General features: G+C 63.9%; 25 protein-coding genes, 1 tRNA gene and 1 pseudogene. 21 read left to right on the top strand and 6 right to left on the bottom strand.

The genetic code is table 11. The features are described 5' to 3' along the window. The first annotated feature begins 42 nt into the window (after positions 1-42). Positions 43-777: an SDR family NAD(P)-dependent oxidoreductase gene (locus NKI66_RS01545; protein ID WP_128304051.1), complete on the top strand. Its 735-nt coding sequence runs from the start codon at positions 43-45 to the stop codon at positions 775-777. A 74-nt stretch (positions 778-851) separates the two neighbouring features. Continuing rightward, on the top strand, positions 852-1451 hold the full coding sequence (locus tag NKI66_RS01540) for an NADPH-dependent F420 reductase (protein WP_128304050.1): 600 nt from the start codon (positions 852-854) through the stop codon (positions 1449-1451). A gap of 676 nt (positions 1452-2127) precedes the next feature. Here the strand turns inward: NKI66_RS01540 and NKI66_RS01535 are convergent. Further along, positions 2128-2217, bottom strand: a tRNA-Ser gene (locus NKI66_RS01535). A 408-nt stretch (positions 2218-2625) separates the two neighbouring features. Here NKI66_RS01535 and NKI66_RS01530 point away from each other — a divergent pair. The 4 genes from NKI66_RS01530 (at position 2626) to NKI66_RS01515 (ending at position 4933) form a co-directional block, all read left to right on the top strand. Beyond that, positions 2626-3306: a 50S ribosomal protein L21 gene (locus NKI66_RS01530; RefSeq protein WP_352441000.1), complete on the top strand. Its 681-nt coding sequence runs from the start codon at positions 2626-2628 to the stop codon at positions 3304-3306. A gap of 97 nt (positions 3307-3403) precedes the next feature. Next, the gene (rpmA, locus tag NKI66_RS01525) at positions 3404-3673 is read left to right on the top strand and encodes a 50S ribosomal protein L27 (RefSeq protein ID WP_013529063.1); all 270 of its coding nucleotides are present in this window, start codon (positions 3404-3406) and stop codon (positions 3671-3673) included. 120 nt (positions 3674-3793) lie between these two features. Beyond that, positions 3794-4381, top strand: coding sequence for a GNAT family N-acetyltransferase (locus tag NKI66_RS01520; RefSeq protein ID WP_023811776.1), 588 nt, complete (start codon positions 3794-3796; stop codon positions 4379-4381). A gap of 21 nt (positions 4382-4402) precedes the next feature. Continuing rightward, on the top strand, positions 4403-4933 hold the full coding sequence (locus tag NKI66_RS01515) for a GNAT family N-acetyltransferase (RefSeq protein ID WP_352750600.1): 531 nt from the start codon (positions 4403-4405) through the stop codon (positions 4931-4933). A 6-nt stretch (positions 4934-4939) separates the two neighbouring features. On the opposite strand, the gene NKI66_RS01510 is transcribed toward NKI66_RS01515, so the two are convergent. Next, complete coding sequence (locus tag NKI66_RS01510; RefSeq protein ID WP_128304967.1) at positions 4940-5809, bottom strand: endonuclease/exonuclease/phosphatase family protein; 870 nt, start codon at positions 5807-5809, stop codon at positions 4940-4942. A 134-nt stretch (positions 5810-5943) separates the two neighbouring features. Here NKI66_RS01510 and obgE point away from each other — a divergent pair, with 134 nt between their 5' ends. The 5 genes and pseudogenes from obgE (at position 5944) to NKI66_RS01485 (ending at position 11628) form a co-directional block, all read left to right on the top strand. After that, positions 5944-6975 carry a GTPase ObgE gene (gene obgE / locus NKI66_RS01505; RefSeq protein ID WP_352611367.1) on the top strand — a complete coding sequence of 344 codons (1032 nt, stop codon included), beginning with the start codon at positions 5944-5946 and terminating at the stop codon, positions 6973-6975. A 3-nt stretch (positions 6976-6978) separates the two neighbouring features. Next, positions 6979-8151: a glutamate 5-kinase gene (proB, locus tag NKI66_RS01500; RefSeq protein WP_023811780.1), complete on the top strand. Its 1173-nt coding sequence runs from the start codon at positions 6979-6981 to the stop codon at positions 8149-8151. A 2-nt stretch (positions 8152-8153) separates the two neighbouring features. Further along, the gene (locus tag NKI66_RS01495; RefSeq protein WP_352440998.1) at positions 8154-9440 is read left to right on the top strand and encodes a glutamate-5-semialdehyde dehydrogenase; all 1287 of its coding nucleotides are present in this window, start codon (positions 8154-8156) and stop codon (positions 9438-9440) included. Positions 9441-9644: 204 nt separating this feature from the next. Then, positions 9645-10277, top strand: coding sequence for a nicotinate-nucleotide adenylyltransferase (locus NKI66_RS01490; RefSeq protein ID WP_352440997.1), 633 nt, complete (start codon positions 9645-9647; stop codon positions 10275-10277). 68 nt (positions 10278-10345) lie between these two features. Continuing rightward, a pseudogene (locus NKI66_RS01485) lies at positions 10346-11628 on the top strand (MFS transporter). 9 nt (positions 11629-11637) lie between these two features. On the opposite strand, the gene NKI66_RS01480 reads toward NKI66_RS01485, so the two are convergent. Further along, positions 11638-12489, bottom strand: coding sequence for a mechanosensitive ion channel family protein (locus NKI66_RS01480; protein WP_352440995.1), 852 nt, complete (start codon positions 12487-12489; stop codon positions 11638-11640). Between the two features lie 242 nt (positions 12490-12731). Here NKI66_RS01480 and rsfS point away from each other — a divergent pair, with 242 nt between their 5' ends. The 10 genes from rsfS to NKI66_RS01430 all read left to right on the top strand — a co-directional run bounded on the left by rsfS (position 12732) and on the right by NKI66_RS01430 (position 22319). After that, on the top strand, positions 12732-13109 hold the full coding sequence (rsfS, locus tag NKI66_RS01475; RefSeq protein ID WP_013529073.1) for a ribosome silencing factor: 378 nt from the start codon (positions 12732-12734) through the stop codon (positions 13107-13109). A 27-nt stretch (positions 13110-13136) separates the two neighbouring features. Further along, entirely contained in the window at positions 13137-13619 is a 483-nt protein-coding gene (gene rlmH, locus NKI66_RS01470; RefSeq protein WP_023811784.1) for a 23S rRNA (pseudouridine(1915)-N(3))-methyltransferase RlmH, read from the top strand. A gap of 124 nt (positions 13620-13743) precedes the next feature. Beyond that, positions 13744-15081: a murein hydrolase activator EnvC family protein gene (locus NKI66_RS01465; RefSeq protein ID WP_023811785.1), complete on the top strand. Its 1338-nt coding sequence runs from the start codon at positions 13744-13746 to the stop codon at positions 15079-15081. Continuing rightward, on the top strand, positions 15082-16413 hold the full coding sequence (locus NKI66_RS01460; RefSeq protein ID WP_023811786.1) for a S41 family peptidase: 1332 nt from the start codon (positions 15082-15084) through the stop codon (positions 16411-16413). Positions 16414-16625: 212 nt separating this feature from the next. Then, positions 16626-17804: a divergent polysaccharide deacetylase family protein gene (locus NKI66_RS01455; RefSeq protein ID WP_023811787.1), complete on the top strand. Its 1179-nt coding sequence runs from the start codon at positions 16626-16628 to the stop codon at positions 17802-17804. Positions 17805-17960: 156 nt separating this feature from the next. Continuing rightward, a complete protein-coding gene (locus NKI66_RS01450; protein WP_023811788.1) occupies positions 17961-18476 on the top strand; it encodes an RNA pyrophosphohydrolase in 516 nt (171 codons plus the stop codon). Between the two features lie 76 nt (positions 18477-18552). After that, positions 18553-19692 (top strand): alanine racemase, encoded by a 1140-nt coding sequence (gene alr, locus NKI66_RS01445; protein ID WP_352722968.1) that lies wholly within the window; start codon positions 18553-18555, stop codon positions 19690-19692. A 273-nt stretch (positions 19693-19965) separates the two neighbouring features. Further along, the gene (rnk, locus tag NKI66_RS01440; RefSeq protein ID WP_023811790.1) at positions 19966-20382 is read left to right on the top strand and encodes a nucleoside diphosphate kinase regulator; all 417 of its coding nucleotides are present in this window, start codon (positions 19966-19968) and stop codon (positions 20380-20382) included. A gap of 2 nt (positions 20383-20384) precedes the next feature. Continuing rightward, positions 20385-20939, top strand: a complete 555-nt coding sequence (locus tag NKI66_RS01435; protein ID WP_081734873.1) for a GreA/GreB family elongation factor — start codon at positions 20385-20387, stop codon at positions 20937-20939. Positions 20940-21062: 123 nt separating this feature from the next. Further along, positions 21063-22319, top strand: coding sequence for a D-amino acid dehydrogenase (locus NKI66_RS01430; protein WP_024502886.1), 1257 nt, complete (start codon positions 21063-21065; stop codon positions 22317-22319). A gap of 4 nt (positions 22320-22323) precedes the next feature. On the opposite strand, the gene NKI66_RS01425 is transcribed toward NKI66_RS01430, so the two are convergent. The 3 genes from NKI66_RS01425 to NKI66_RS01415 all read right to left on the bottom strand — a co-directional run bounded on the left by NKI66_RS01425 (position 22324) and on the right by NKI66_RS01415 (position 26003). Continuing rightward, positions 22324-24483, bottom strand: a complete 2160-nt coding sequence (locus NKI66_RS01425) for a phospholipase D-like domain-containing protein (protein ID WP_352750597.1) — start codon at positions 24481-24483, stop codon at positions 22324-22326. Then, a complete protein-coding gene (locus tag NKI66_RS01420; RefSeq protein ID WP_352750595.1) occupies positions 24480-24923 on the bottom strand; it encodes a phospholipase A2 family protein in 444 nt (147 codons plus the stop codon). Before NKI66_RS01420 ends, NKI66_RS01425 begins: the two co-directional genes overlap by 4 nt. A gap of 198 nt (positions 24924-25121) precedes the next feature. After that, positions 25122-26003, bottom strand: coding sequence for a LysR family transcriptional regulator (locus tag NKI66_RS01415; protein WP_352750594.1), 882 nt, complete (start codon positions 26001-26003; stop codon positions 25122-25124). Between the last annotated feature and the right edge of the window lie 362 nt (positions 26004-26365).

Genomic DNA, 26365 nt, shown 5'->3' with positions numbered 1-26365 from the left:
CTTACCCGAACGACCAAAGACAGAGCCTGGAAGGATTGAGTTATGGGAAAACTAGACGGTAAGGTTGCGGTTATTACGGGTGGCGCCACCGGCATCGGCCGCGCCGCAGCGAAGCGCTTCATCGAGGAGGGCGCCTTCGTCTTCATCTTCGGCCGCCGGCAGGAAGCGCTAGATGCCGCCGTGGCCGACCTCGGGCCTAATGCCCGCGCGGTGAAAGGCTCGGTTTCCAACGAGGCCGACCTCGACCGGCTCTACGCAGCGGTGAAGGCCGAGCGCGGAACCCTCGACATCGTCTTCGCCAATGCCGGGGCGGGAGGCCTGCTTCCGCTCGGCGAGATCACCGCCGAGCACATTGACGAAACCTTCGACACCAATGTGAAGGGTACGATCTTCACGGTCCAGAAGGCGCTGCCGCTGATGGGCGAGGGCGGTTCGATCATCCTGACCGGATCGAGCGCCGGCACCACGGGCGCCCCCGCATTCAGCGTCTACAGCGCGAGCAAGGCGGCCGTGCGCAATCTTGCGCGGAGCTGGGCGGAGGACCTGAAGGGCACCGGCATCCGGGTAAACGTGCTGTCGCCCGGGCCGACAGCGACCGAACTCGCGAAGGCAGCGATAGGGGAGGAGGGCTTGAAGGCCTTTGCCTCGATGAACCCGCTCCAGCGCATGGCCGATCCGGCTGAGATTGGAGCGGCGGCTGCCTTTCTCGCGTCATCGGACAGCAGCTTCATGACCGCCAGTGAGGTAGCCGTCGACGGCGGCTTGGCGCAAATCTGACGCCCTGCGCCCGGCCGGTCACTCCATTCGATATTTTGAGCCCGCAGGGCGTGGTAAACTGAAGGAGAATATACATGAGCTATGCAATTATTGGCTTCGGCAAGATCGGCCACGCTCTTGCCAAGGCGTTTGCCCGCAACGGCATCGAAGTGTCCGTGGCAACCACGCGCGACCCGGAAAGCTTTGCAGCCGATGCGGCCGCGATCGGACCCACGATTATCCCGAAAACGCTGGCGGAAGCGATCAAGGCGGACATCGTCTTTCTGGCGGTTCGTTTCGAGTCGCACCCAGATGTTGCGAAGGCTCTGTCAAGCTGGGAAGGCAAGACGATCATCGACGCGACGAACGTGTTTCCAGTCCCTGAAGAGCTGGACGGTCTGCCGTCCTCCGCTTTCGTCGCAAAGGCGTTCACCGGCGCCAAGTTGGTTAAAGGCTTCAATCACCTGATCGCGGCGACTTTGGCTGCCGATCCGATCGTGGAGGGCGGGCACCGGGTCGTCTTCCTGTCGAGCGACGACGAGGACGCGATCGCTCCCGTGGCGGCCTTAGCCAAACAACTCGGGTTCGCACCGGTCAAGCTGGGGAAGCTCAACGAGGGTGGCGCACTGGTGCACGCACGCGGCCGCACTTGGGGCCAGCTGATCTTCCAGGACCTGTTCAAGAAGGAGCAGTAACGGATTTATCGTGCACCGACAGAGTGGCCGGTGTTGGACGCCGGCCACATCGTCAGCAACGAGCCGAGCCGCAAAGTGACATGCTTGAAAGCGGCTTACATTTGCCTGGGATCCTTCGGCCGACATGTGCCGGCCACCCATGAATCGTAATTGCAATAGCTGACGTCCCAGCCGGCATCGCGTCTTTTGGAAGTTACCTCACGACCGCCCGGGCGGATGGGTCCGAAGCCACCCCAACTGCCATCCGAGCCTTTGCAATTTCCCATGACGCGATAATTGCAGTTGTTTACGACGAAGTTGCCGTCCATCGACACGCATGCCGATGCGACAGTGGAAAGACTGAAGAAGGCCGTGCCGACGACTGTGACGGCGAGAGAGGCTTTGCGCATAGTGGTCTCCTAACTGGCTGGGCGAACCAACCATTACGAGATCTTGGGCCGGCCACTTCCCCCATTTGGGCCAAACCGGCTGGCAAATTCACAGCGACATGGCTGCGCTTGCGGACAGAAAACCATGTGCGGAGAGCCGAATGGGCCTGCCCATCGCCGAAGCTTTACGCCTCCGCAAAGGCCAGAGTGTCCCGGCTCGGGCGGCTTTGTCCTGTTGGCTGCGCGATATGCGCGCGATATGCGGCAGGCGGCTAGCAGCCCAGGAGATGTCAGGTTCTTGGGCTAAATGGCGGAGAGGGAGGGATTCGAACCCCCGATGGGCTTGCACCCATGCCGCATTTCGAGTGCGGTGCATTCGACCACTCTGCCACCTCTCCGCGGTCATGGTCGGCCGTTGCCGGCGCGGCGCACTAGATAACGGCTGAACGGGCAGGTTACAAGGCCAATCCGTCAGTTATTTGGCTTGCTTGGCAAGCGGCGGATTCACGGCTGGTGGGGTACAGCGAGACCCGAGGCAGATTGCCGACCAGTCACCCATCCTCAGCCCAGGCGGGGCAACGCCGTGGGCATGTCGGCACAGCCGGTCCGTGCCCGCCAATGACAATCTCGGAAACGGCGCGGCTGGTTTGCCTTGACTCGCCCCCAACCTTCGGTTAGGGACAGCGCGCAATCGGCGTGGAGGGTTCTTCCGCGCCGCTTGTTTTTTGAACCCGCAGACTGACAAAAAGACGGCTGAACTGCCAGAGGCGGTTCATCAAGGCCGACCGAACAGCGAAAGGCAAAAAATGTTCGCAGTCATTAAAACGGGTGGCAAGCAGTATCGCGTTGCCGCCAACGATCTCCTGAAGATCGAAAAAGTTGAAGCCAATGTCGGCGATATGGTCGAAATCGGCCACGTTCTGGCGCATGGCGAAGGCGAGAATGTCACGTTTGGCGCGCCGTTCGTCGACGGCGCGGTGGTCACCGCCGAAGTCGTCGAACAGGGCAAGAACCGCACCGTCATCGCCTTCAAGAAGCGCCGCCGGCAGAATTCGCGCCGCAAGATCGGCCATCGCCAGCTTTTGACCACCGTGCGGATCTCCGAGATCCTGCTGGGTGGCGCCAAGCCGACCAAGACGGCAGCGGCCAAGGCGCCGAAGAAGGTGAAGGCCGAGGCCGCCACCGAGGTGCAGGCGGAAGCCGCGCCGAAGAAGGAGCCCAAGGCCAAGGCAGCCGAGACAAAGGCAGCCGAGACCGCCGCAGCGCCACTGTTCAAGGCACCGAAGGGTGAGCCGGACGATCTGACCGTGATCAAGGGCATCGGCCCGGTCGCAGCCAAGGATCTTAACGAGCAGGGCATCATCACCTTCGCCCAGCTTGCCAAGCTGACCGAGAAGGATGTCGCCAAGATCGACGAGCACATGCCCTTCAGCGCCGACCAGATCAAGGACTGGCGCGAGCAGGCCAAGGAATTGGCTGCGAAGTAATTTTCTGGCGATTGGGTCGCCGGATCGGACTTGAAACGGAACGCGAACGCGTTCATAAGGCCTTTTAGGCGCCTTGCGGCGCAACGGAGTTAGTTAGATGGCACACAAGAAAGCTGGCGGCTCGTCGCGCAACGGTCGCGACTCGCATTCCAAGCGTCTGGGCGTGAAGAAGTTCGGCGGCGAAGCCGTCATCCCGGGCAACATCATCATTCGTCAACGCGGCACCACGTGGCATCCCGGCGTCAATGTCGGCATGGGCACGGATCATACGCTTTTTGCGCTCGAGACCGGCGCCGTGACGTTCAACAAAAAAGCCAACGGCCGAACCTACGTATCGGTCAACCCGATTGCCAAAGCCGCGGAGTAGCCGGTTCCGCACTAGAACACCGGCGCCCATCTCGGGAACCGGTGTCTGGCAAAGCCAGGAAAAGGATCAGGGGAGATGGGTTTCCATCTCCCCTTTTTCTTGTGCCTGGAGGACTTTCAAATGGTTGCCGAAGCGGAAGACTCAGAAGACGGAAGTTACGCGATAGACTGCCCGGTGCTGGTCACCGAGCGGCTGGTGATGCGGGCGCCCCATGAAGGCGATGTCGCGCAACTGGTCGAACTTGCCGACAACCGTCATGTCGCCGAAATGCTGGCACGCATGCCGCACCCCTATGGCGAGGCCGAGGCGCGCTCCTTCCTCGCCATGACCAGGTCGCGCCGGGCCGGCATCGCCTATGCCCTGACGCTGGCCGGAACCGACACGTTCGTCGGCTGTGCCGGTCTCAACACCACCGAACGCGGGCTGGAACTCGGCTACTGGATCGGCGAGCCTTACTGGAAGAAGGGCTATGCGACGGAAGCAGCCCATGCGCTGGTCGATCTCGCCTTCCAGAGGACGTCGATCCAGGTGCTGCAGGCCTCGACGCGGGTCATCAATCCGGCCTCGCGCCGCGTCATCCACAAATGCGGGTTCCAATATGCCGGCCAGGGCATGCTGAATTCGATCGTCGCCGGCCAGGTTCCCGTCGAGCGCTACCGGCTCGATCGCAAGACCTGGACCAGCCTGCGGAACTGGGTACATTTTTGATGTGTGACGACGGTCAAGCCAATGGTCGACAGCAGCGATATTGAAACGGTCGCGATCGCGCCGATGACGCCCGGGGATATCGAAAGCTTTCATCGCGCGCTCGATGTCGTAGCGCGTGAGCGAAAGTACCTGTCCTTCCTAGAGGCGCCACCGCTGGATCAAGTCAGAAGTTTCGCAATGGACCGTATCGGGAGAGGCGATCCGGGGTTCGTGGCCGTTGTTCGTGGCGAGGTCGTCGGCTGGTGCGACATCTCACGTCACGATCGGCTCATCCATGCGCATCGCGGCTCCCTCGGAATGGGGATCATTCCTTCCTATCGGGGGCGTGGCCTCGGACTGCGGCTCATCAATGCGACCTTGGCACAGGCGCGCAAGACCGGCTTTATCCGCGTCGAGCTTTCCGTGCATTCCGACAATGCTCGCGCCATCTCTCTTTACGACAAGGTCGGGTTTGTCAGGGAGGGCGTGCAGCGCGACGCCGTCCATATCGACGGGGAATACCGCGATACGATCATGATGGCGATCGTCGAACGTGAAAACACTGCCGGATGAAGGCCATCAGCCCAGTTCGACCCACACCGGCAGGTGGTCCGAACCGTCAGCTTTCCGGTCGACCCACAGGCGCTTCAGGGATTTGGCAAGCGAAGCGCTTGTGAAGATATAGTCGATGCGCTTGTGGCGGCTGGGGTCGGTGGGTTGTTTCGGGTCGACCCAGCTGATGAGATCGTCGCCGGTGGCGTTCAGGCGCAAGGCGGCATCGACGGCGAAGTCGGCGGTCAGCGGCATGCCGAATTCATGGTCCGGCCGGCCGGCGAGTTCGACATATTCGGGTGAACCGGCCAGCATGTTGAAATCGCCCATGCCGACAAAGGCTTCGGGATGCGGCAGTTCCGGCAGGCCGATCTCGGCGACGCCGGACAGCGCGCCGCCTTCGAGCGCGTAGTTCAGCATGCGTTGGCGCAAGAACTGGATCTGGCTGGCGCGTTCGACGGGGCTGCGGTGATCGAGATGGATGGAATAGAAGCGGATGAAACCAAGCGGCGTCTCGATCAGCGCTTCCAGCGCGCCACGCTGGAAGTTCATCATCTCGAAGCTGCGGCTGCGCGGCAAAAGCAGGTTGCGCGACAGATGAATAGGCGTTTTCGACAGCACCATGTTGCCGAGCTGGAAGGTTTTCGTGATGGCGCGGCCATTGTCGATGTGCGAACCGATATTGGCCTCGAAATTGCTGCCATAGACGGCGAAGTAGTCGGGCAGCGCCTCGCCGATCTCGGCGACCATGTCGCGGCCGCTATTCCTGGGATTGTTGCGGGTCACCTCCTGCAAAGCGATCACGTCGGCGCCGCGCACGGCATCAGCGATGCGCCCGACATCGTATTGCCCGTCGAGGCCGATGCCGTACTGGATGTTGTAAGTTACAAGCTTCATTCCGGCATCTCTCCGGCCGATCCCACGCGGCCATTGTCACAAAACGGCCTCGCCCTTCGCCGCGCCTTGGTTTAGAGCAAGGGCCAAGGTTTAGAGCAATGCCGCAAGGCCACTAGTAGAAACTGTACAATCCCATGAAATTTCTCGATCAAGCCAAGGTCTACATCCGCTCCGGCGACGGTGGCGCCGGTTCGGTGTCGTTCCGGCGCGAAAAGTTCATCGAGTTCGGCGGGCCGGATGGCGGTGATGGCGGCCGTGGCGGCGATGTCTGGCTGGAGGCGGTCGACGGGTTGAACACGCTCATAGACTACCGCTACCAGCAGCATTTCAAGGCCAAGACCGGCGTCCACGGCATGGGCCGCAACATGACCGGTGCCAAGGGCGCCGATGTCACGCTGAAGGTGCCGGCGGGAACGCAGGTGTTCGAAGAGGACAACGAGACGCTGATCTGCGATCTGACCGTGGTCGGCCAGCGCTTTCTGCTGGCCAAGGGCGGAAATGGCGGTTTCGGCAACCAACATTTCAAGACCTCGACCAACCAGGCGCCGCGCCGCGCCAATCCCGGCCTGCCGGGGCAGGAGCTCAACATCTGGCTGCGGCTGAAGCTGATCGCCGATGCCGGGCTGGTCGGGCTGCCCAATGCCGGCAAGTCGACATTCCTGGCGGCGGTCACCGCGGCCAAGCCGAAGATCGCCGACTATCCGTTCACGACGCTGCATCCCGGCCTCGGCGTCGCCCGGATCGACGCGCGCGAGTTCGTCATCGCCGACATTCCGGGTCTCATCGAAGGCGCGCATGAGGGCGTCGGCATTGGCGATCGCTTTCTTGGCCATGTCGAGCGCACGCGCGTGCTGCTGCATCTGGTTTCGGCGCAGGAGGAAAATCCGGGCAAAGCCTACAAGACCGTGCGCGCGGAACTTGAGGCCTATGGCAACGGCCTGACCGACAAGGTCGAGATTGTGGCACTTTCCCAGGTCGACACGCTCGACGCCGATGCGCGCAAGAAGAAAGTCGCCTCGCTGAAGCGTGCCGCCGGCCGAGCACCGATGCTGTTGTCGGCGGTCACCGGCGAAGGCGTCGAGGCGGTGCTGCGGGCGCTGATGTCGGTGGTGGGCGAGGCGCGTGCGCGGACGGCTACCCCGGTCGAGACGCGCTGGGACAAGTAGGCCATGCAGTCGCTGAAAAAATATCGGCGCATCACCGTCAAGATCGGCTCGGCGCTGCTCGTCGACCGAACGTCAGGCCTGAAGCGCGACTGGCTGGCCTCGCTTGCCGACGATATTGCGGTGCTTGCGCAGGGCGGCGCTGAAATCCTCGTCGTCTCCTCCGGCGCCATCGCGCTTGGCCGCACCATCCTTGGCCTCGGCAAGCGAGCCCTGAAACTGGAGGAGAGCCAGGCGGCGGCAGCCGTGGGACAGATCGCATTGGCCGGCGCCTGGTCGGACGCGCTCGGCAAGGGCAGCCTGAAATCGGGCCAGATCCTGCTGACGCTCGGCGACACCGAGGAGCGCCGCCGTTATCTCAATGCGCGGGCGACGATCTCGACACTCTTGAAGATGAAGGCAGTGCCGGTCATCAACGAGAACGACACGGTGGCGACTTCCGAAATCCGCTACGGCGACAATGACCGGCTGGCGGCTCGCGTCGCCACCATGATGGGCGCCGACCTCCTGGTGCTGCTCTCAGACATCGACGGGCTCTATACGGCGCCGCCGGCGCGTGACCCCCATGCCAAATTCATTCCGGTGGTCGACCGGATCACGCCCGATATCGAGGCGATGGCGGGTGCGGCCGCTTCCGAACTGTCGCGCGGCGGCATGCGCACGAAGCTCGATGCCGGCAAGATCGCCACCGCCGCCGGCACCGCGATGATCATCACGTCGGGCACGCGGCTGTCGCCGCTGATGGCGATCGAACGCGGCGAACGCGCCACCTTCTTCCGGCCGAGTTCCAATCCGGTCAAGGGTTACAAGACCTGGATCGCCGGCCAACTCGAACCGGCCGGCCGGCTGACAGTCGATGCCGGCGCCATCGGCGCGCTGCTGTCGGGCAAGTCGCTGCTGCCGGCCGGCGTCAAGCTGGTCAGCGGCAATTTCTCGCGCGGCGACACGGTGGCGATCCTGTCGCCCGAGGGCCGCGAGATCGCGCGCGGGCTGGTTGCCTACGATGCAGCCGATGCCGTAAGGATCGCGGGCCTGAAGACGGCCGAGATCGAAACCGTGCTCGGCTACGAGGCGCGTTCGGCGATGATCCACCGCGACGACCTTGTGGTGAGTCATTCTGGTGCCCAAGTAGGGGCTAGCGACCAAGTACTGGCCGGTGGCGCCATAAGCGGAGGATGAGCATGCTGAAGCAGCATGAAAAATCCGGAGAAGACACAGTGGCGCTGATGGCCGATATCGGCCGCCGCGCCCGCGCTGCCGCCCGACCGTTGGCCATTGCCACCACCGCCGCCAAGAATGCTGCACTTGCCGCCATGGCCGAGGCGATCGTCGCCAGGCAGCAAGACATTCTCGACGCCAACGCCATCGATGTCTCGAACGGCCAGGAATCCGGGCTTTCCGCCTCCTTCATGGACCGGCTGAAGCTCGATCCGGCGCGCATTCGCGCCATGGCCGACGGCATCAGGGAGATCGCCGAATTGCGCGACCCGGTTGGCGACGTGATCGCACAATGGGATCGGCCGAACGGTCTGCATATCGAGCGCGTGCGCACGCCGCTCGGCGTCGTCGGCGTCATCTATGAGAGCCGCCCGAACGTCACCGCCGATGCCGGCGCGCTGTGCCTCAAGGCCGGCAATCCGGTAATCCTGCGCGGCGGCTCGGATTCGCTCAATTCCTCGGCCGCCATCCACGCCTGCCTGGTCGAAGGGCTGAAGGAAGCCGGCCTGCCGGAGGACGCCATCCAACTGGTGCCGATCACCGACCGCGCCGCCGTCGGCGAGATGCTGAAAGGCTTGGGCGGTATGCTCGACGTCATCATTCCGCGCGGTGGCAAAAGCCTCGTCGGGCGGGTGCAGGCCGAGGCACGGGTGCCGGTCTTCGCGCATCTCGAAGGCATCTGCCATCTCTACATCGACCGTTCGGCCGAGCTCCAAATGGCGGTGCGGATCGCCGTTAACGCCAAGATGCGGCGCACCGGCGTCTGCGGTGCCGCAGAGACGCTGCTGGTCGACCGCGCGGTCGCCTCCACGCATCTGGTGCCGATCCTCAACGCACTGCGCGCGGCCGGCTGCGAGATCCATGCCGATGCCGAGGTGCTGAAAGTGTTTTTCGACGCCAGGCCGGCGACCGATGCCGACTGGGTGACTGAATATCTCGATGCCATCATCGCGGTGAAGCTGGTCGACGGTATCAAGGGTGCGATCGATCACATCGAGACGTTTTCCTCGCATCACACCGAGGCGATCGTCGCCGAGGATGCGCAAGCGGTCGAAAAATTCTTCAACGAGATCGATTCGGCGATCCTGCTGCACAACGCATCGACGCAGTTCGCCGACGGCGGCGAGTTCGGCATGGGCGCCGAGATCGGCATCGCCACCGGCAAGATGCATGCGCGCGGACCGGTGGGCGTCGAGCAACTGACGTCGTTCAAATACCGCGTGCGCGGGTCTGGACAGGTGAGGCCTTGACGTATTTCGCCCAAAGGGCCTGAAGCTTGCGCCCAGCCACCCCCCTCTGTCCTGCCGGACATCTCCCCCGCAAGGGGGGAGATTGGCTGGCATTTCGGGTTTCGCCGATCTCCAACGCGGCAAGATTTACGCCTTCGCCGAAACTGCTGATCTCCCCCCTTGCGGGGGAGATGGCCGGCAGGGCAGAGGGGGGTGCCTAGCGCGATGCTATCCCCTTCCCACCCCCCCGTTCCCTCCCATTATCTCAAAATGCCGCATGCCGAGAAAGGCCTCGCCGTCGGCCTGTTCGGCGGCTCGTTCAATCCGCCGCATGCCGGCCACGCGCTGGTCGCCGAGATTGCACTGCGGCGCCTGGCGCTCGACCAGCTGTGGTGGATGGTGACGCCGGGCAATCCGCTGAAGAACACCAGGGAGTTGGCGCCGCTGGGCGAGCGGCTGCAGCTGTCCGAGCAGATCGCCAAGAACCCGAAGATCAAGGTCACCGCCTTCGAGGCGGCGCATCACGTCCGCTACACCGCCGACACGCTGGCGCTGGTCAAGGCGCGCAATCCCGGTGTCGACTTCGTCTGGATCATGGGTGCGGATAGTTTGCGCGATTTTCACCGCTGGCAGCGCTGGCGCGAGATCGTCATGACCTTCCCGATCGCCGTCATCGACCGCCCTGGCGCGACGCTGTCGTTCCTGTCCTCGGTCGTCGCCAAGACCTTCGACTATGCCCGCATCGACGAGGGCGATGCGCCGCGGCTTGCCCGCATGAAGGCACCGGCCTGGACCTTCATCCACGGCCCGCGCTCGTCGCTGTCATCGAGCGCGATCCGCAAGCTGGCGAAGGGGTGAGCCCGACCGCCCGGCCATGTCGCTTTTATCGCTCCCTTTGCCCGTTTCATGGGCAATCCTGAGCAGGCATGTCGATTCCCAGGAAAACCCGCAGCGAAGCCGAGCAGGGCGCCGAGCCCACGCCGCTGATCGCGATTGCCAGCGTCATCGTGTCGATGGCACTGATTGCCGTCGGCAACGGGCTGATGTTTGCCTATATCCCGGTTCGGCTCGGCGCCGAGGGTTTCGATCCGACCTGGGCCGGGCTGATCATCACCGGACTTTCGGCCGGCGGGCTGGCGGGCTGCATCCTGACCGGACCGCTGGTGCGAAGGGTCGGCCATGCCCGTGCCTTCATGGTGTTGTCGGCGCTGATTGCGCTGGCCAACGCCGCGGTCGGCGCCGGGGTCCATCCGCTGCTGTGGATAGCCGCCCGCGCGCTCTACGGCTTTGCCATCTGCGGCCTGTTCATCGTCGCGCAGAGCTGGCTCAACGATGCCGTTGCCAACGCCATCCGCGGCCGGGTGATGGCTTTCTTCTACGTTGCCTATGTCGCCGGGCTCGGCGTCGGCTACGCGACGCTGGCGCTGGTCGATATCAGGACAGCGGATGCGCCGCTGATCGGCATCGTCTTCACCGCGCTATCGATCCTCCCTGTCGGGATGACCAAACTTGCCCAGCCGCCGGCACCGCAGGCGGCCTCGGTGGCGCTGCGCCGTGCCTGGCGGGTTTCACCGGTCGGCGTCGCCGGCATGCTTGCGGTCGGCGGCCTGTCGATGTCGATTGCGGGCTTCGCGCCGATCCACGCCACGGCCAAGGGCTACAGCCAGGCCGAGTGGCGCTGCTGCTTTCGGCCATGCCTCTCGGCACGCTGATCCTGCAGATCCCGCTTGGCTGGATTTCCGACCGAACCGACCGCCGCTATGTGCTGATCGCCGCATCCGCGCTCGCCATGGTTGCCGGCCTGTTTGCGCTCGGGTTCGATGGCGGCGCGTTGGCCGCGTTGGTTGTGATCTATATCGTGTGGGACGGCGCCTCGGAATCGATCTATTCGCTGGCCAGCGCACATGCCGCCGACCGCGCCGGCAAGGACGACATGGTGGCGCTGTCCAGTTCGCTTTTGTTTGCCTGGTCGCTGTCGGGTTTCGTCGTGCCCGGCATCGTGACGGCGCTTTCAGCCGTCTTCGGAACGCAGGCTTTCATCTATGTGGCTGTTCTCATCGCCGCAGCCTTCTGCCTGTTCGTGCTTTTGCGCGTGTTCACGACGCGTGCGGTCCCGGTCGGTGAAACCGGCAGCTTCGCACCGATGACGGCGCAGGCGCCGTTGCCGGTCGAACTTGCCTTCGCACCGGACGATGAGGGCCGGCACTGAGCCAACCGACTATTGTCGACGGGCTTCCGGTTGGGGCGCTTCCGGCGGCGGCAGCGGGATCGATATGCCTTCGCTATCGAACTCCTGTTTGGCGCGCTTGGTGAGATCGGTCTGGGTGGCGAAGAAGTCCGCCGACGATGTCCAATAGCGCAGGGCAATCGAAACAGTGCTGTCGCCCAATGTCGAGACGAAAGCGATCGGTGCCGGCTCACGTTTCACTCGCCGTTCGGCCGCGGCAATGGCAAGCAAGGCTTTCTGCGCCCTGTCGATGTCGTTCCAGGAGCCGATGCTGAGTATGATGTCGCTGCGGCGTACGCCGTTGCGCGAAAAGTTGCGCACCGGCTGGTTCCACAGCGTCGAGTTCGGCGCCAATATGTAGACCCCGTCGGCCGTCCTGAGCTTGGTCGCGAACAGGCCGATCTCCTCGATCGTACCGGCGATCGAACCGACCTCGACGGATTCGCCGATGCGGAACGGCCGCAGCGCCAGAAGCATGATGCCGGCGGCGATGTTTTGCAGCGTGCCCTGCAACGCCAGGCCGATGGCGAGGCCAATGGCACCGATCGCGGCAATGATCGAGGCCGTCTGCACGCCGAACTGGCCGAGCACCATGATGGTGACGAGGATCAGGATGGCGTAGCGGACGATCTTCGAGAAGAAATGCCGCAACGTCGCGTCGAAACCATGGATATGGCCGAGACCAGCGAAGATCGAACGTTCGGCAAGACCGGCGACGATGTAGCCGACAATCAAGAGGATGACGGCACCGATGGCCGAGAAGGAGTACGAAACAATCAGCGTGCTCAGTTGGGCGAGGCCAGCCTGGACGCTGAGAAAAGCGTTTTGCGGGTCGATCGGCATGGGGGAAATCCGGTTGGTCGGTGAGCCGATAACCCATGCGGGCGGTGAGGGTTCCGATCTTTTCCGGCGTGCGGCGGAACCACAAGAGCGACAATACGTTCGTGCGAGGCAGGGTCCCGTCTTGAAACTGTCAGGGAACTCTGCCTATCTAAGTGGTGTCACCTGCTTCAAGGGGTGATTTGGTTGTTCTTGCTGCGAAAGGAAATACACTGAGAACAGCACTGCGGAAGAAGGCCGATATCATGCCTTCGCCGGCCAGGATCAGCGTAGACGACGCCGTGTCCCGCGCCATCAAGACAGTCCTTGCCAGTCTGGAAGACTCCAAGGCCGAAAACATTGTCTCCATCGACATCCAGGGGAAATCGAGCCTCGGCGACTACATGGTCGTCGCTTCGGGCCGATCGCACCGTCATGTCGCGGCTGTCGCCGATCATCTTCTCAAAGCGATCAAGGATGCCGGTCTCGGCACCGCGCGCGTCGAGGGGCTATCCGGCGCCGACTGGGTCCTGATCGATTCTGGCGACATCATCGTCCATGTCTTCCGCCCCGAAGTCCGCGAATTCTACAATCTCGAAAAGATGTGGCAGGCGCCGGACCTCGAGGAAGAAACGCTCCACTAAGTCGTTCGCGCGGCTTACAAGGCGAGGATGAAGATATCAGTTCATGCCGTGGGCCGGATGAAAGCCGGCCCCGAAAAGCTGCTGGCCGACCGCTATTTCGAGCGTTTCGCCAAGAGCGGCCCGGTAGTGGGGCTTGAATTTGGCGGCATTGCCGAGATTGCCGAGGGGCGCGGCCAGACCGCCAACGAGCGGCGGCGTGAGGAAGGCCAGAAACTGCAGACGCAGTTGCAGCCCGGAACCGCTTTGATCCTCCTTGACGAACGCGGCAAAAGCTTTTCCTCGGAAGATTTCGCCGGGCGCCTCGGCCTGTTGCGTGACGGTGGCCGCAAGGCGTTGGTCATCGCCATCGGCGGCGCCGACGGCCACGATCAGTCGCTGCGCGACCAGGCCGAACTAGTGATGTCGTTCGGATTGCTGACATGGCCGCATCAACTGGTGCGCGTGATGCTGGGAGAGCAGCTTTATCGTGTGGCCACCATCCTTTCGGGACATCCCTACCATCGCTCGTAAACCGGTGAATTGGTGCGACACACCCGGATTTCCGCCCCAATGCCGAGGCAAGATTGCATCGAGTGGGCGGTTTCGAACATGGTTGATTGTTCGTTAACGACGCCACGCATAGAGTCGGGCTTCAATGTCTGAAGACAGCAAATCAAGAACGGGCTCCTGGCGCGCGCGCTGCGGCATCGCGGCGGCGGTACTTGTGCTGTCGCTGCATGCGGGGCGGGCGGAAAACACGCTCGACATGGCTCCCGATCCGGATCAGAGCCGGGCCGAATATGAACGGGTCTCGAAGGAGATCACGCTGTCGTCGGAACGATTGGCCAAACTCTCCGCCGATATCGCGACGATCAAGAGGGATCACGCCTCGATCACCGCCGCATTGATCCAGTCGGCGATGACCGAGCAGAAGCTCGGCCAGGACATCGAGGACATCGGCGCCCGGCTGGAAGGATTGAAGGGCCAGGAACAGAAGATCCGCGCCTCGCTGATGGCGCGGCGCGACGTTTTGGCCGAAGTGCTGGGCGCGTTGCAGCGCATGGGCCTCAACCCGCCGCCGGCGATCCTGGTTAAGCCTGAGGACGCGCTGTCGTCGGTGCGCAGCGCCATCCTCCTCGGCGCGGTGGTGCCCGAACTGCGCCAACAGACCGATAGCCTGCTTGCCGATCTCAAGGAACAAACCAGGATTACGGCGTCGATCGAGGCCGAACGGGCGCGGCTGACGGCGGCGGTCGGCGACCAGACGGCGGAAAAGAAGCGGCTCGGCATGCTGCTGGAGGCCAAGCAGAAGCTCGAAGCCGACACGCAAACGCAAATGGCCGCGGAAAAGCAGCGATCCGAAGCGCTGGCGGCCAAGGCCGGCAGCCTGAAAGAGTTGATCGCCTCGCTCGAAGCGCAGGCCGACAAGAGCCGCAAGGCCGCCGATTCGGCCAAGGCCGCCGAGCAGAAGACGGCGGATGGCGACAACGCATCTGCGCCGGCGGAATTGGCGTCGCTGCCGGTGCCGGAAGGCAACCAACTTGCCGCCGCGGCACCCTTTTCAGCCTTGCAAGGACAGATCGCGCTGCCGGTGACCGGCCGCATCAAACGGCGATACGGCGCCGATGACGGTAACGGCGCGGTGATGCTTGGCGACATGGTTGCGACACAATCGGGAGCCATCGTCACCGCGCCGGCGGATGGAAATGTGCTTTATGCGGGGCCGTTTCGGTCTTATGGTCAACTCTTGATCCTGAACGCAGGCGACGGCTATCATGTCGTTTTGGCGGGGATGAGCAGAATCAGCGTCGCGACCGGTCAATCAGTGCTTGCAGGAGAGCCGATCGGTGCGATGGGAGAGGCCCGGGTGGCGAGCACCTCGGTTTCGAAGAATGGAAATGCCACGCCGGAACTCTATGTCGAGTTCCGCAAGGATGGAAAACCCGTCGATCCGGCCCCATGGTGGGCGGACCGTTTTTCTGGAAGGACGTGAATAATGCGGAAACTGTCGCTTCTGTTTGCCGGTGCGCTGATGGGCGCGTCCGCCATGAGCCTGGTCTATGGCGCACCCGGCTCGGCGGCGAACGCTGCAGGGTCGGAGACCTACAAGCAACTGGCGATCTTCGGCGATATCTTCGAGCGGGTGCGGGCACAGTATGTGACACCGCCCGACGACAAGTCGCTGGTCGAGAACGCCATCAACGGCATGCTGGCCTCGCTTGACCCGCACTCCTCCTACATGAATGCCGAGCAGGCGCAGGATATGCGCGTCCAGACCAAGGGCGAGTTTGGCGGCCTCGGCATCGAAGTCACCATGGAGAATGATCTGGTCAAGGTGATCACGCCGATCGACGACACGCCGGCCGCCAAGGCAGGCGTGCTGGCCGGCGACTACATTGCCAAGATCGATGGCGAAGAGGTTCGCGGCCTGACCCTCAACGATGCGGTCGACAAGATGCGCGGCCTGGTCAACACGCCGATCAAGCTTACCATCCTGCGCCAGGGCGCCGACAAGCCGATTGAACTGACGGTCGTACGCGACATCATCAAGGTCAAGGCGGTCAAGTTCCGGGTCGAGAACGACATCGGCTACATGAAGATCACCTCCTTCACCGAAAAGACCTATGACGACCTCGAGAACGCCATCGACACCATCAAGAAGCAGATTCCCGACGACAAGCTGAAGGGCTACGTTCTGGATCTCCGCCTCAATCCGGGTGGCCTGCTCGACCAGGCGGTGAGCGTGTCCGATGCCTTCCTCAACCGCGGCGAGATCGTTTCGACGCGTGGCCGCGACCCCAAGGACGTCACCCGCTTCGACGCCAAGCCCAAGCAGGTCGACGACATCAACGGCAAGCCGATGATCGTCCTGGTCAATGGCGGTTCGGCCAGTGCATCGGAAATCGTCGCCGGCGCGCTGCAGGATCTGCGCCGCGTCACGGTGGTCGGCACGCAGTCCTTCGGCAAGGGTTCGGTGCAGACCATCATTCCGCTCGGCGAGAATGGTGCGCTCAGGCTGACGACAGCGCTCTATTACACGCCGTCCGGCAAGTCGATCCAGGGCAAGGGCATCACGCCCGACATCAAGGTCGACCAGCCGCTGCCGCCGGAACTGCAGGGCAGGGACCTGACGCGCGGCGAATCCGACCTCAAGGGCCATATCAAGGGCGCCGATGAGAGCACGACCGGTTCGGGCTCGGCAGCTTATGTGCCGCCGGATCCGAAAGACGATCTGCAGCTCATCTATGCCGAGCAGCTGCTGCGCGGCCAGAAGACCGATCCGGCCTTCCCGCCCAATCCGCAAAAGGCGGTTCTCAACCAGTAAGGATCTGGAGCGGCCACGCGCCGCTCCATCTTTCTGTTTGAGCCTGATGGAAGCAATGCGATGCTGCCGGGACCGAAAGGTTCCGGCAGTTTGATTCGGGGGGGCGAGGCAATGCTCCCGAGACACGGCGCGGGGTGCGCCGGGATTGATGAATTCGCGCATGTCTTTTCGAAGCGGCTTCGCCTTCGGAGCCATGCGCCCGGGGATTAGGCTTGGCTGACATCGGCAAGGACATCGAACGCCCGCTCGGACAGGCAGTCCGGCCGCCGCGCGCCGCCCGCAAGCTCAGCGGCGGTGCGATCATGGCGACCGTGGCCGTGCTGGCGGTGGCAGGCGTCTCCGGCGCGATCGCGCTCAGGGAAAAGCCGTTTCGAAAGCCGCAAGAGGTTGCAGTTTCAACGCCGAAAGTGACCGCGGCGGCCGAACCTGCCCCTGCGCCGCCTGCATTGGCCCCGGCGGCACCGAAGCCGGAGGCGCCGGTCAAATCAGGCGGGCCGCAGATCATCCATGTGCAGACGGAGGAGGGCGATGGGCCGCCCAAGGCAGCGATCGTCATTCGCGATCCGTCGACCATCGGCCAGAACCTGAAGATCGCGCATATTCCCGACAAGGCGCTGATCGAGACCAGCGAGACTGGGCCGTTGCCGGTGCGCGCCACCGATGGCAGACGGCCGTTCGACGTCTATGCGCGGCCCTGGTCGGGCGGGCGCGGCGCACGGGTGGCGATCGTCATCGGCGGGCTTTCGGTTTCGCAGACCGGCACCCAGGCGGCCATCGCCAAGCTGCCGGCGGAAGTGACGCTGGCCTTCGCGCCGCAAGGCAACAGCATCGGCCGGTGGATGCAGGCAGCCAGGCAGAGCGGCCACGAGATCGTCATGCAGGTGCCGCTCGAACCGTTCGACTATCCGAAGGTAAATCCGGGCCGCAACACGCTGACGGTGGCGGCGAGCGCGGATGAGAACCTGAAAAGCCTGCACTGGGCACTGTCGCGGACGACCAACTATACCGGCGTCATGAACTATATGGGCGCCCGTTTTTCCGCCGACGCGGCGGCGATGGAGCCGTTCATCGCCGAGCTCGGCAAACGCGGCCTTGCCTATATCGATGACGGCTCGTCGGCGCGCAGCCTGGCGCCGGACCTGGCGCTGAAGGACGGCGTGCCCTTCGTCGCCGGCGACATGGCGATCGATGCCGTGCAGGATCGCGGCGAAATCCTGAAGAAGCTCGACAGTCTGGAGGCGACCGCGCGGGCCAAAGGCACCGCCGTCGGCATCGGTTCGGCCTTCGACCTGACGGTCGATACGGTGTCGTCCTGGGTGGTCGAGGCCAAGAAGCGCGGCATCGAGATCGTGCCGATTTCAGCGGTGGCCATTGACCCGCAAAAAGGCTAACAGCCGTCTTGATAATTCTACTCCGGCGGGCATCTGTCGACGTTTTCTGCGCTTCCGGTGCTCACGTACTTTAGGTACGCTCCGCTCCGGTTCTCGAAAACGCTCGCCACCTGCCTCACCGGAGCGAATTCTCAAAACGGCTGGACCCCATCACGCATGGCTAAAAAGATTGATCGCGAAACGCTGCCTTATCGTCCCTGTGTCGGGCTGATGATCCTCAATGCCGAGGGCCTTGTCTGGGTCGGGCACCGGATTGCCGAACCGGACAGCGAATTTGCCGGCACGACGCAGCTCTGGCAGATGCCGCAAGGCGGTATCGACAAGGGCGAGGAGCCGCTGCAGGCGGCCGAGCGCGAACTCTATGAGGAGACCGGCATGCGAGGCGTCTCGCTGCTGGCCGAGGCGCCGGACTGGATCAACTATGATTTGCCGGACCATCTCGTCGGCATCGCCTTCAAGGGCCGGTATCGCGGCCAGACGCAGAAATGGTTCGCCTTTCGCTTCCACGGCGACACCAGCGAGATCCAGATCAACCCGCCGCCGGGCGGCCACACCGCAGAGTTCGACGAATGGGCATGGCGGCCTATGCAGGATTTGCCCGACCTGATCGTGCCGTTCAAGCGCCATGTCTATGAGGATGTGGTGGCGGCGTTCCGGCATCTGGTGCAATAGCCGCTATACAACAACCGCGGTTGCCGCGCCGGCCCGGCGGTCCTATTGATGTATCCACTCCACGCGAAGGGTCGCCATGAACGACGCCCCCCAAAAGCCGCCGCCAGAAGAGGTCACCGCCACAAGCGAAGTGGCGGCTGGGGCCATCCTCACCATCGATCTCGGTGCAATCCGTGAAAACTACCGGCGGCTGAAAGCGCGGTTGGGCGATGTTGCCTGCGCTGGTGTGCTCAAGGCGGACGGCTACGGCGTTGGCGCCGGCCAGGTCGGGGCGGCGCTGCTGCGCGAAGGCTGCGATGTCTTCTTCGTTGCGCTTCTGGGCGAAGGCGTCGCCCTGCGCCGCTCGCTTGGTCCGGGCCCTGCCATTTTCGTGTTGAACGGCGTTCCGTCCGGTGCCGAGACGGACGCCGTGGCAGCGGACGTTTGCGCTGTCATTAACAGCCCCGAGCAACTGGTGGCCTGGCGTGTGGCGGCTCGCCGCGCCGGCCGAAAACTGCCGGCCGCGATCCAGGTCGACAGCGGCATGTCGCGGCTCGGCATGGCGCCCCGGGATGTGGAGCGCGTTGCCGCCGATCCGCAGGCCTTCGACGGCATCGACATCCGGTTCGTGATGAGTCATCTGGCTTGCGCCGACGAGCCGGAGCATCCGGCCAATGAACGGCAGCGGCTGGCGTTCGAGCGGCTGCGCGCAATGCTGCCGGCGACGCCAGCCTCGCTCGCCAATTCGTCCGGCATCTTTCTCGGGCCATCCTTTCACTACGATCTCGCCCGCCCCGGTGCCGCCCTCTACGGCATCAATCCGACGCCGGCAAAGCCCAATCCGATGCTGCCGGTGGTGCGGCTGCAGGCAAAGGTGGCACAGACGCGCAGCGTCGAAAAGGGCGCGGGCGTCGGCTATGGCCATACCTATCAAGCGCAAGGCCCGCTCAGGCTGGCGACGATTTCGTTCGGCTACGCGGATGGCTGGCAGCGCCGCGCCGCGTCCGCCGCCTGGTTCGAGGGCGTGCGCCTGCCTTTCCTCGGGCGAGTGTCGATGGACTCGATCATTCTCGACATTTCCGCCCTGCCGGCCGGCAGGCTGCGCGAGGGTGATCTCGTCGAACTGCTCGGTCCCTCGCAAAGTGTCGACGACGCTGCCGGCCATGCCGGCACCATCGGCTACGAGATTCTGACCAGCCTCGGCTCGCGCTTCCATCGGCGCTATGTCGGCGGTTGAGCGGTTTGGCCACGCTTGACAAGCGGACGCCTGTCGGCAAGGCTCCTTGCATGAGCAACCCAGCTTATATCAGAACCTTGTTCAGGGTCTGCCCGATCGCGGGATCGTAGCCCCGGCGCGGCCGCCTTTTGGCGTCCGTCCGAACCGGGGCATTTCTACCTGATCATCATTCCCGAGCCAGACAGCTTCGCGGCTGCCGGCTTTTCATCAAGCCACCGTTTGTGCGGCGGCAGGCGCGCGTCTGTTCGATGCGCCAACTCATCGAGGTTTGCCATGCAACATGCAACAGGATTGCGTCCACCGAGCCGGCCTCTGGTCAGCGATGCCGACCACCACAGGCTGACCGGCCTGGCGCGGGCGTCGCTCGACCGCGTGCCCGAGACGGCCGAAGAACTGCTTTCGGAAATGGACCGCGCCATCGTCACGGCAGCGGCTTCCATGCCGGCCAACGTGGTGCGGATGGGTTCGACGGTGACAATCCGCAACGATGGCGGGGAGCGCATCACACTGGTCTATCCCGGCGATGCCGACATCAGTGAAAACAGGATCTCGGTGCTGACGCCGTTGGGGACGGCGCTCATCGGCGCCACCATCGGGCAGACAGTGCGCTGGAGCAGTCGTGGCGGCCGGGAACTGTCGGCGACCATCGAAGTGGTCGATGCGCCGGCCTGCGGGCGGGAAGGGTCCTGATCATGGAGACGGCGATGACAGGCGCGAATTTCCGGCTGACGACAAAGGACTTCGCCGTCCTCGAGATCATGTTGGAGCGTCGGCGGGCTTTCGCGGATCCGATTGTTCCAATGCTTGAAGACAAGCTTTCCAAAGCCGAGGTCGTCGCGATCGATTCGGTCGGATCCGATATCGTGACGCTGAACAGCAGGCTGGTGTTTCGTGTCGATGCCGGCCCTGCCCAGACCCGGACCCTGGTGCAGAACGAGGTGCGCGGTCCGGTCGGCTCCAGCCTGTCGATCATGACAAGGCGGGGGCTTTGCATGCTCGGCATGGCAGAGGGTCAGACTGCATGGATCGAACAGGCCGACGGCAGGCGGGAGTCGGTCCTGATCGCGACCGTGCTCTACCAGCCGGAGGCCGCGCGGCGTGCCGTCAGGGAGAAATCCCAGGCCGAGGCGCGACGGCCGCATGGGCTCACCCTCGTCTACAGCGCCGCAGCCGATTGGCGGCCCCTTGGCGAAAGGGCCGGAATGCGGCAGACAGGGGATGACGACCCCGGTCCCACGGCGGCGTGAACAGGCAACACTGCACGATCCCGAAAGTCAGCATCGATTTTCGCCGGGGATCGTGCGCAAATCGGAAATGCGGCCGCGTCCAGGCGTCCCCAAGGACGTGCTGCGCGCCGCAAGGAGTGAACGATGAAGATCATGGTGCTGGGCGGCGGCGTCATCGGAGTGACCACGGCGTACTTCCTTGCCGAGGCCGGCCACGAGGTGACGGTTCTCGACCGCCAGAAAGGCCCGGCGCTGGAAACCAGCTTCGCCAATGCCGGCGAGATTTCGCCCGGCTACGCCTCGCCCTGGGCCGGACCCGGCATTCCGCTGAAGGCGATCAAATGGCTGCTGATGAAGCATGGCCCGCTGGTGGTGCGGCCGGCCTTCGACCCGCATATGTGGACATGGCTGATCAAGATGCTGCGCAACTGCACGGCCGAGCGCTATGCGATCAACAAGGCGCGCATGGTGCCGCTCGCCGAATACAGCCGCGACACGCTGAAGGCGCTGCGCGAAGCGACCGGCATCGCCTATGACGAGCGTACCCAGGGCACGCTGCAGCTGTTCCGTACGCAAAAGCAGCTCGACGGCACCGGCGGCGATGTCGAGGTGCTGAAGAAGTATGGCGTGCCTTACGAGATCCTCGACCAGGACGGCTGCATCGCGGCTGAGCCTGGCCTTGCCGGGGTGCGCGAAAAGTTCGTCGGCGGCCTCAGGCTGCCGCACGACGAGACCGGCGACTGCAAGATGTTCACCGACAGGCTGGCCGAGCTTTGTGTGGCCCGCGGCGTCAAGTTCGAATACGACGTGACGATCTGGCGCGTCATCCGCAGCCGCAACCGCATCGCCAATCTCAGCACCAGCAAAGGCTGGAAGACCGCCGACGCCTATGTGATGGCGCTGGGCAGTTATTCGGCAGGTTTCATGCGCCGGGTGAAGCGGCCGATCCCGGTCTATCCGGTCAAGGGCTATTCGATCACCGTGCCGATCAAGGATGCCGCCGCGGCACCAGTGTCGACGGTGATGGACGAGACCTACAAGGTGGCGATCACCCGGCTCGGCGACCGCATCCGGGTTGGCGGTACGGCCGAGATTTCCGGCTTCGACCTCAGGCTGCACGAATCGCGGCGGCGCACGCTGGAACACTCGGTCGGCGATCTCTTTCCGGGCGCCGGCGCGATGCGGGACGCGACGTTCTGGTGCGGGCTGCGGCCGATGACGCCGGACGGTCCGCCGCTGATCGGCCGCACCGAGCTCTCCAATCTCTATCTCAACACCGGCCACGGCACGCTCGGCTGGACCATGGCTTGCGGCTCGGGCAAGGTTCTGGCCGACATCATCTCCAGCCGGGTGCCGGACATCGATGTCCGCGACCTCGCTCAGGAGCGCTATCTGCGGTAGAAGGTCAGAACGCCTGCCGGACCCAGTCCTCGTCGAAAAGCAGCCGGTAGGCCCACGGTATCGTCACATTGGTGGCGACCGGGTTCGAGTGGGCGACATAGTCGTCATAGATCGGCTTCATCCTGGTGTAGAAGGCCGGATCGAGCACCATCATGCCGTTCTCCGAGTCGTGAAAGAAGCTGCGGTTGTTGAGATTGACCGACGAGATGGCGACCAGCCTTTCGTCGATCATCATGATCTTGGAATGCAGCACCACGTCAGGCGACTTGAACTCGCGGATGTTGATGCGGTCGCCATATTTCTCGACGAACAGCTTGTTGAGCGCGGTGAGAAACTTGCCGCCGATATCGCCCTTGAGATCGATGCGGCCGACAATGTCGATCCTGACGCCGCGGGCGAGCGCCCGGTCAACAGCCTGGGCAAGCTTGGGCGTCAGGTTGAGGTAGGGGTTGACGATCTGGATATGGTGCCGGGCGGCGTCGACCAGCTCGACGAAATAGTCCTCCAGCGCATGACCATCCTCGTAAGGCACCGAAATGAAGTGTCGTGCCGTGCCTGACGGGCGGGCGCCGTCGGACCGGACCGGAATGGAGAAGGGGCGCGCCAGATTGGTGTCGGCGTCGCGCAGCCACATTGTCGAAAGATGCGCAGCCAGCGTTTCGATCGTGGCCGGATCGGCGAACTCGATGTCGAAGTCGCTCCAGTTCGAATAGTAGTTCAGCGAAAACCCGTCGGTCTTGTCGTATTGCTCAAGGTCTGGATAGCGCGACAGATCGATCGGCTGGTGGAACAGGAAGCCGTCATGGATGTTGCGGCCACCGATGATGGCGCGTGAGCGCCCGGGATCGTCGGCAAGCGTTGCCAGCATCTTGACGTGATGGACCTTGTGCAGTTGTGAGGTCTGCTCGTCGATCGGCGCGCCATGGTCCGCCCGCCAGCGATATTCCTGCAATTCGACATTGGGGAATTCGGCGGCCAGCCGGTGCAGCAGGGCGTCGTCCTTGTCGCGCTCCAGAACGTCGGTGACGATGATGCGGACCTTGGTGCCTAGTGCTGCATGATGGCGGATCAACCGCTCGATGATGCGACCGGAGAAGTCGGCCTTGAACTCCAGCGACGACAGATAGATCAGCTTCAGCCTTGGCGCCCTGGAGAAATCGAGCGGCAGTTCCGGATCGCCCTTGTCGATGGCGCTGTCGGACAGTGGTGCTCCCATCAGCGCCTCGACCTTGGCGTTGAAGCCGTCGCGCGATTTGCGCAGCAGGCGCGGCTTTCCGATCGGCAAGGCACAGGTCTGCGAGAGCCAGCGGCTGGCATAGAAGGCGCGGCTGAGCGGATCGAGGCCGGTTGGGTCTGGCGTCGGGCAACGCTCGTAGCGGCTGTCGAAGGCGGCGAGAGCCGGATCGGCGGTCTCTTCGCGCTGGATGGTGAGCGGCGCGCCGGCCGGGGCAAGGCTGGAGCGGATCCTTGCCGTGCAGCGGTTCAGGCCGTCACTCGGGAACAGGCTGACCGTGTCGTCCTCGCCGGACAGGCGAAAGCGGAATGCGGTGCCCGTGGCGATTGTGCGTGAACCGCCGCCGGCACGGATCGCCAGCGAGCCGTCGCAGGTGCCCTCGATGTCGGCCGGTTGCTTTCCAGCCTGGCGCAGCACGATCTCGACGCTGCGCGCCTGCAGACCGGAGAAATCGAAGATCCTGGGCGTCGAAGGCTGCGCTGCCGCATCGATGTAGAGCGTCTGCCGCGACACCCGCCAGCGTCCGTCGAAATGGCCGTCGCCGCTGCTGCCGCTGGCCGGCGGCAGATGCGTTTCGGCAACCGGCCCGGCCAGTTGCTGCAGTGTCCGGTAAGTCGCCTGGAAATCGCCATTGCGGATCTCATAGCGGTCGTGACCGAAAGGGCCGGTGCCGTTGGCGCGGTCCATCGCGCCGAGCTGGTGGTGGGCGAGCAGCGCCAGGAACCGCTTTTCGTAGTCGCTTGTGCTGGCGTCGCCGAAAAACTGCGCGGCGGCGATCTGCGGCCCGGGTGTCCTGGCCGATAGCGAGGGTCGAGCGCAGGCCGTCTGGCCTTGCAGGAGATCGCAGGCACTGCGACCAGCGCCGCCGGCACAGCCGCCAAGGGCGGCCAGCCCGAATAGAACGAGGGCGACAGATGCGCGGCCCTTCACCCGGCCGCTCCGGCATTCAGGACGCTCAGTTGCGCCGGGTCACGCGGCGGCATGAAGCCCTGCGGGAAGACCTTGCAGACGGGGATGGCGAAGGTGGCGATCAGCAGTTCGGCCTCGCCGCGCATTTTGCGTGGCGTTGTCTTGTCGTCGCGGATCGCTTTCGCCGAGGCGACCAGGGTGCCGTCGCAGTCGCAATGGTTGTGGCGGGCGATGTAGCAGGCATCATGCGCCTGGCAGGCCGCATCGAGCCGGCCGGCCGGCCGGACCGATAGATCGCCGGTGCGGGTGCCGGGGCCGCAATAATTGCCGAAGACGAAAGGCGAAGGCCGCGCCATGGCGTTGCGGATCGGTTTGGGCAGTTCGGCCTCCGGGACCTTCGTCCACGGATTGGCGCAAGCGGAAACGAAAAGCAGCGGCAGGATGGCAAGAACGGCTCGCATGTCTATCCGCGCCAGCTTTCTGAAAGATGTCCCTACGCGGCGACCGCGCGCCTGATGCCACACTCGCCGGTTTTGTGGCAAGGAAAAGGCGCACGGCTAAAGCGCAGCGCGTTTGAAAGGATTCATGCGATGCGCTTTAGCGTCTTTGTTTATGCATGTCGTTCTCCCAAAACCGAGATCACTTTTGGGCGACATGCATCAGACAAACAGGTTTCGCTCCCGCTCCACTGCCTTGGTGATGAAGCTGGCAACGATCTGGACGCGGCGCAGCGGCCTGACCGATTCGTGATAGACCAGCCAGTAGGCACGGCGGATGGGCGCGACAGCATCGACGGACACAAGTTCCGGCATCGAGCGGGCGACGAATGTGTGCAGGATGCCGATGCCGGCGCCCGAGCGCACCGCTTCGGCCTGGCCGAGCGCCGAGGAGATGGCGAAGCTGGTGCGCCAGTCGGCGCTGAATTCGGCCGCGTAGTCGAGCGAGGGACTGACGATGAGGTCCGGCACATAGCCGATCAATGTGTGCTGGCCAAGCTCGGCGGCGGTTTGGGGCAAACCATGCACGTCAGCATAGGCGCGGGAGGCAAACAGGCCGAGCGAGTAGTCGACCAGCTTTCCCGCCACCAGCCGACCCTCCGTCGGCCGCTCGACGGTGATGGCGATGTCGGCCTCGCGCCGCGACAGAGAGAAGGAGCGCGGCACCGGCACCAACTGGATCGTCAGCTCGCGGTGCAGGGCGGTCAGTTCGCCGAGGCGCTTGGCCAGGAAGGCGACACCAAACCCGTCCGGCGCGCCGATGCGCACCGTGCCGGAGACATCGTCGCCTTCGCCGGCAACGGTCGAACGTGCGGCGATCATGTCGCCTTCCATGCGCTCGGCAATGTCGAGAAAGCGCTCGCCGGCAGGCGTCAGCTCGCTGCCGGTGGTCAACCGGCGAAACAGCTTTGTCCGCAGCGCATCCTCGAGTGCGGCGATGCGGCGCGAGACAGTGGCGTGGTTGAGCTCCAGCCGTTTGGCCGCGCCAAGGATCTGGCCGGCGCGCGCCACGGCGAGGAAGATGCGGACGTCATCCCAGTTCATGGGCATGGTCCGATCTAATGACGAGCGTCGCGTTCCCGCCCACCCCCCTCTGTCCTGCCGGACATCTCCCCCGCAAGGGGGGAGATTGGCAGCTCCGCTGACAGAGCCTCTTTTGCGGAGCTGAAGATTTGCGAAAGCGACCGCTGCATCCGATCTCCCCCCTTGCGGGGGAGATGTCCGGCAGGACAGAGGGGGGTGTGACGAAGCTCAACCTTGAGAAATCCTGTAAAGACGGGCGCACCCTATCATTTGCGGCAATTGATGCACAGGTGCCTCTCGCTATCTACTTTTCGCACAACGGTTGCGTTCTCCGTCGCGTTGCCATCCGCCGGCCAAAGGCGGACAATACAGCATCACGAACA

Source organism: Mesorhizobium sp. M0518, assembly GCF_040321125.1.
Classification (GTDB): domain Bacteria; phylum Pseudomonadota; class Alphaproteobacteria; order Rhizobiales; family Rhizobiaceae; genus Mesorhizobium.
This window is presented reverse-complemented; position numbering and strand designations above follow the sequence as displayed.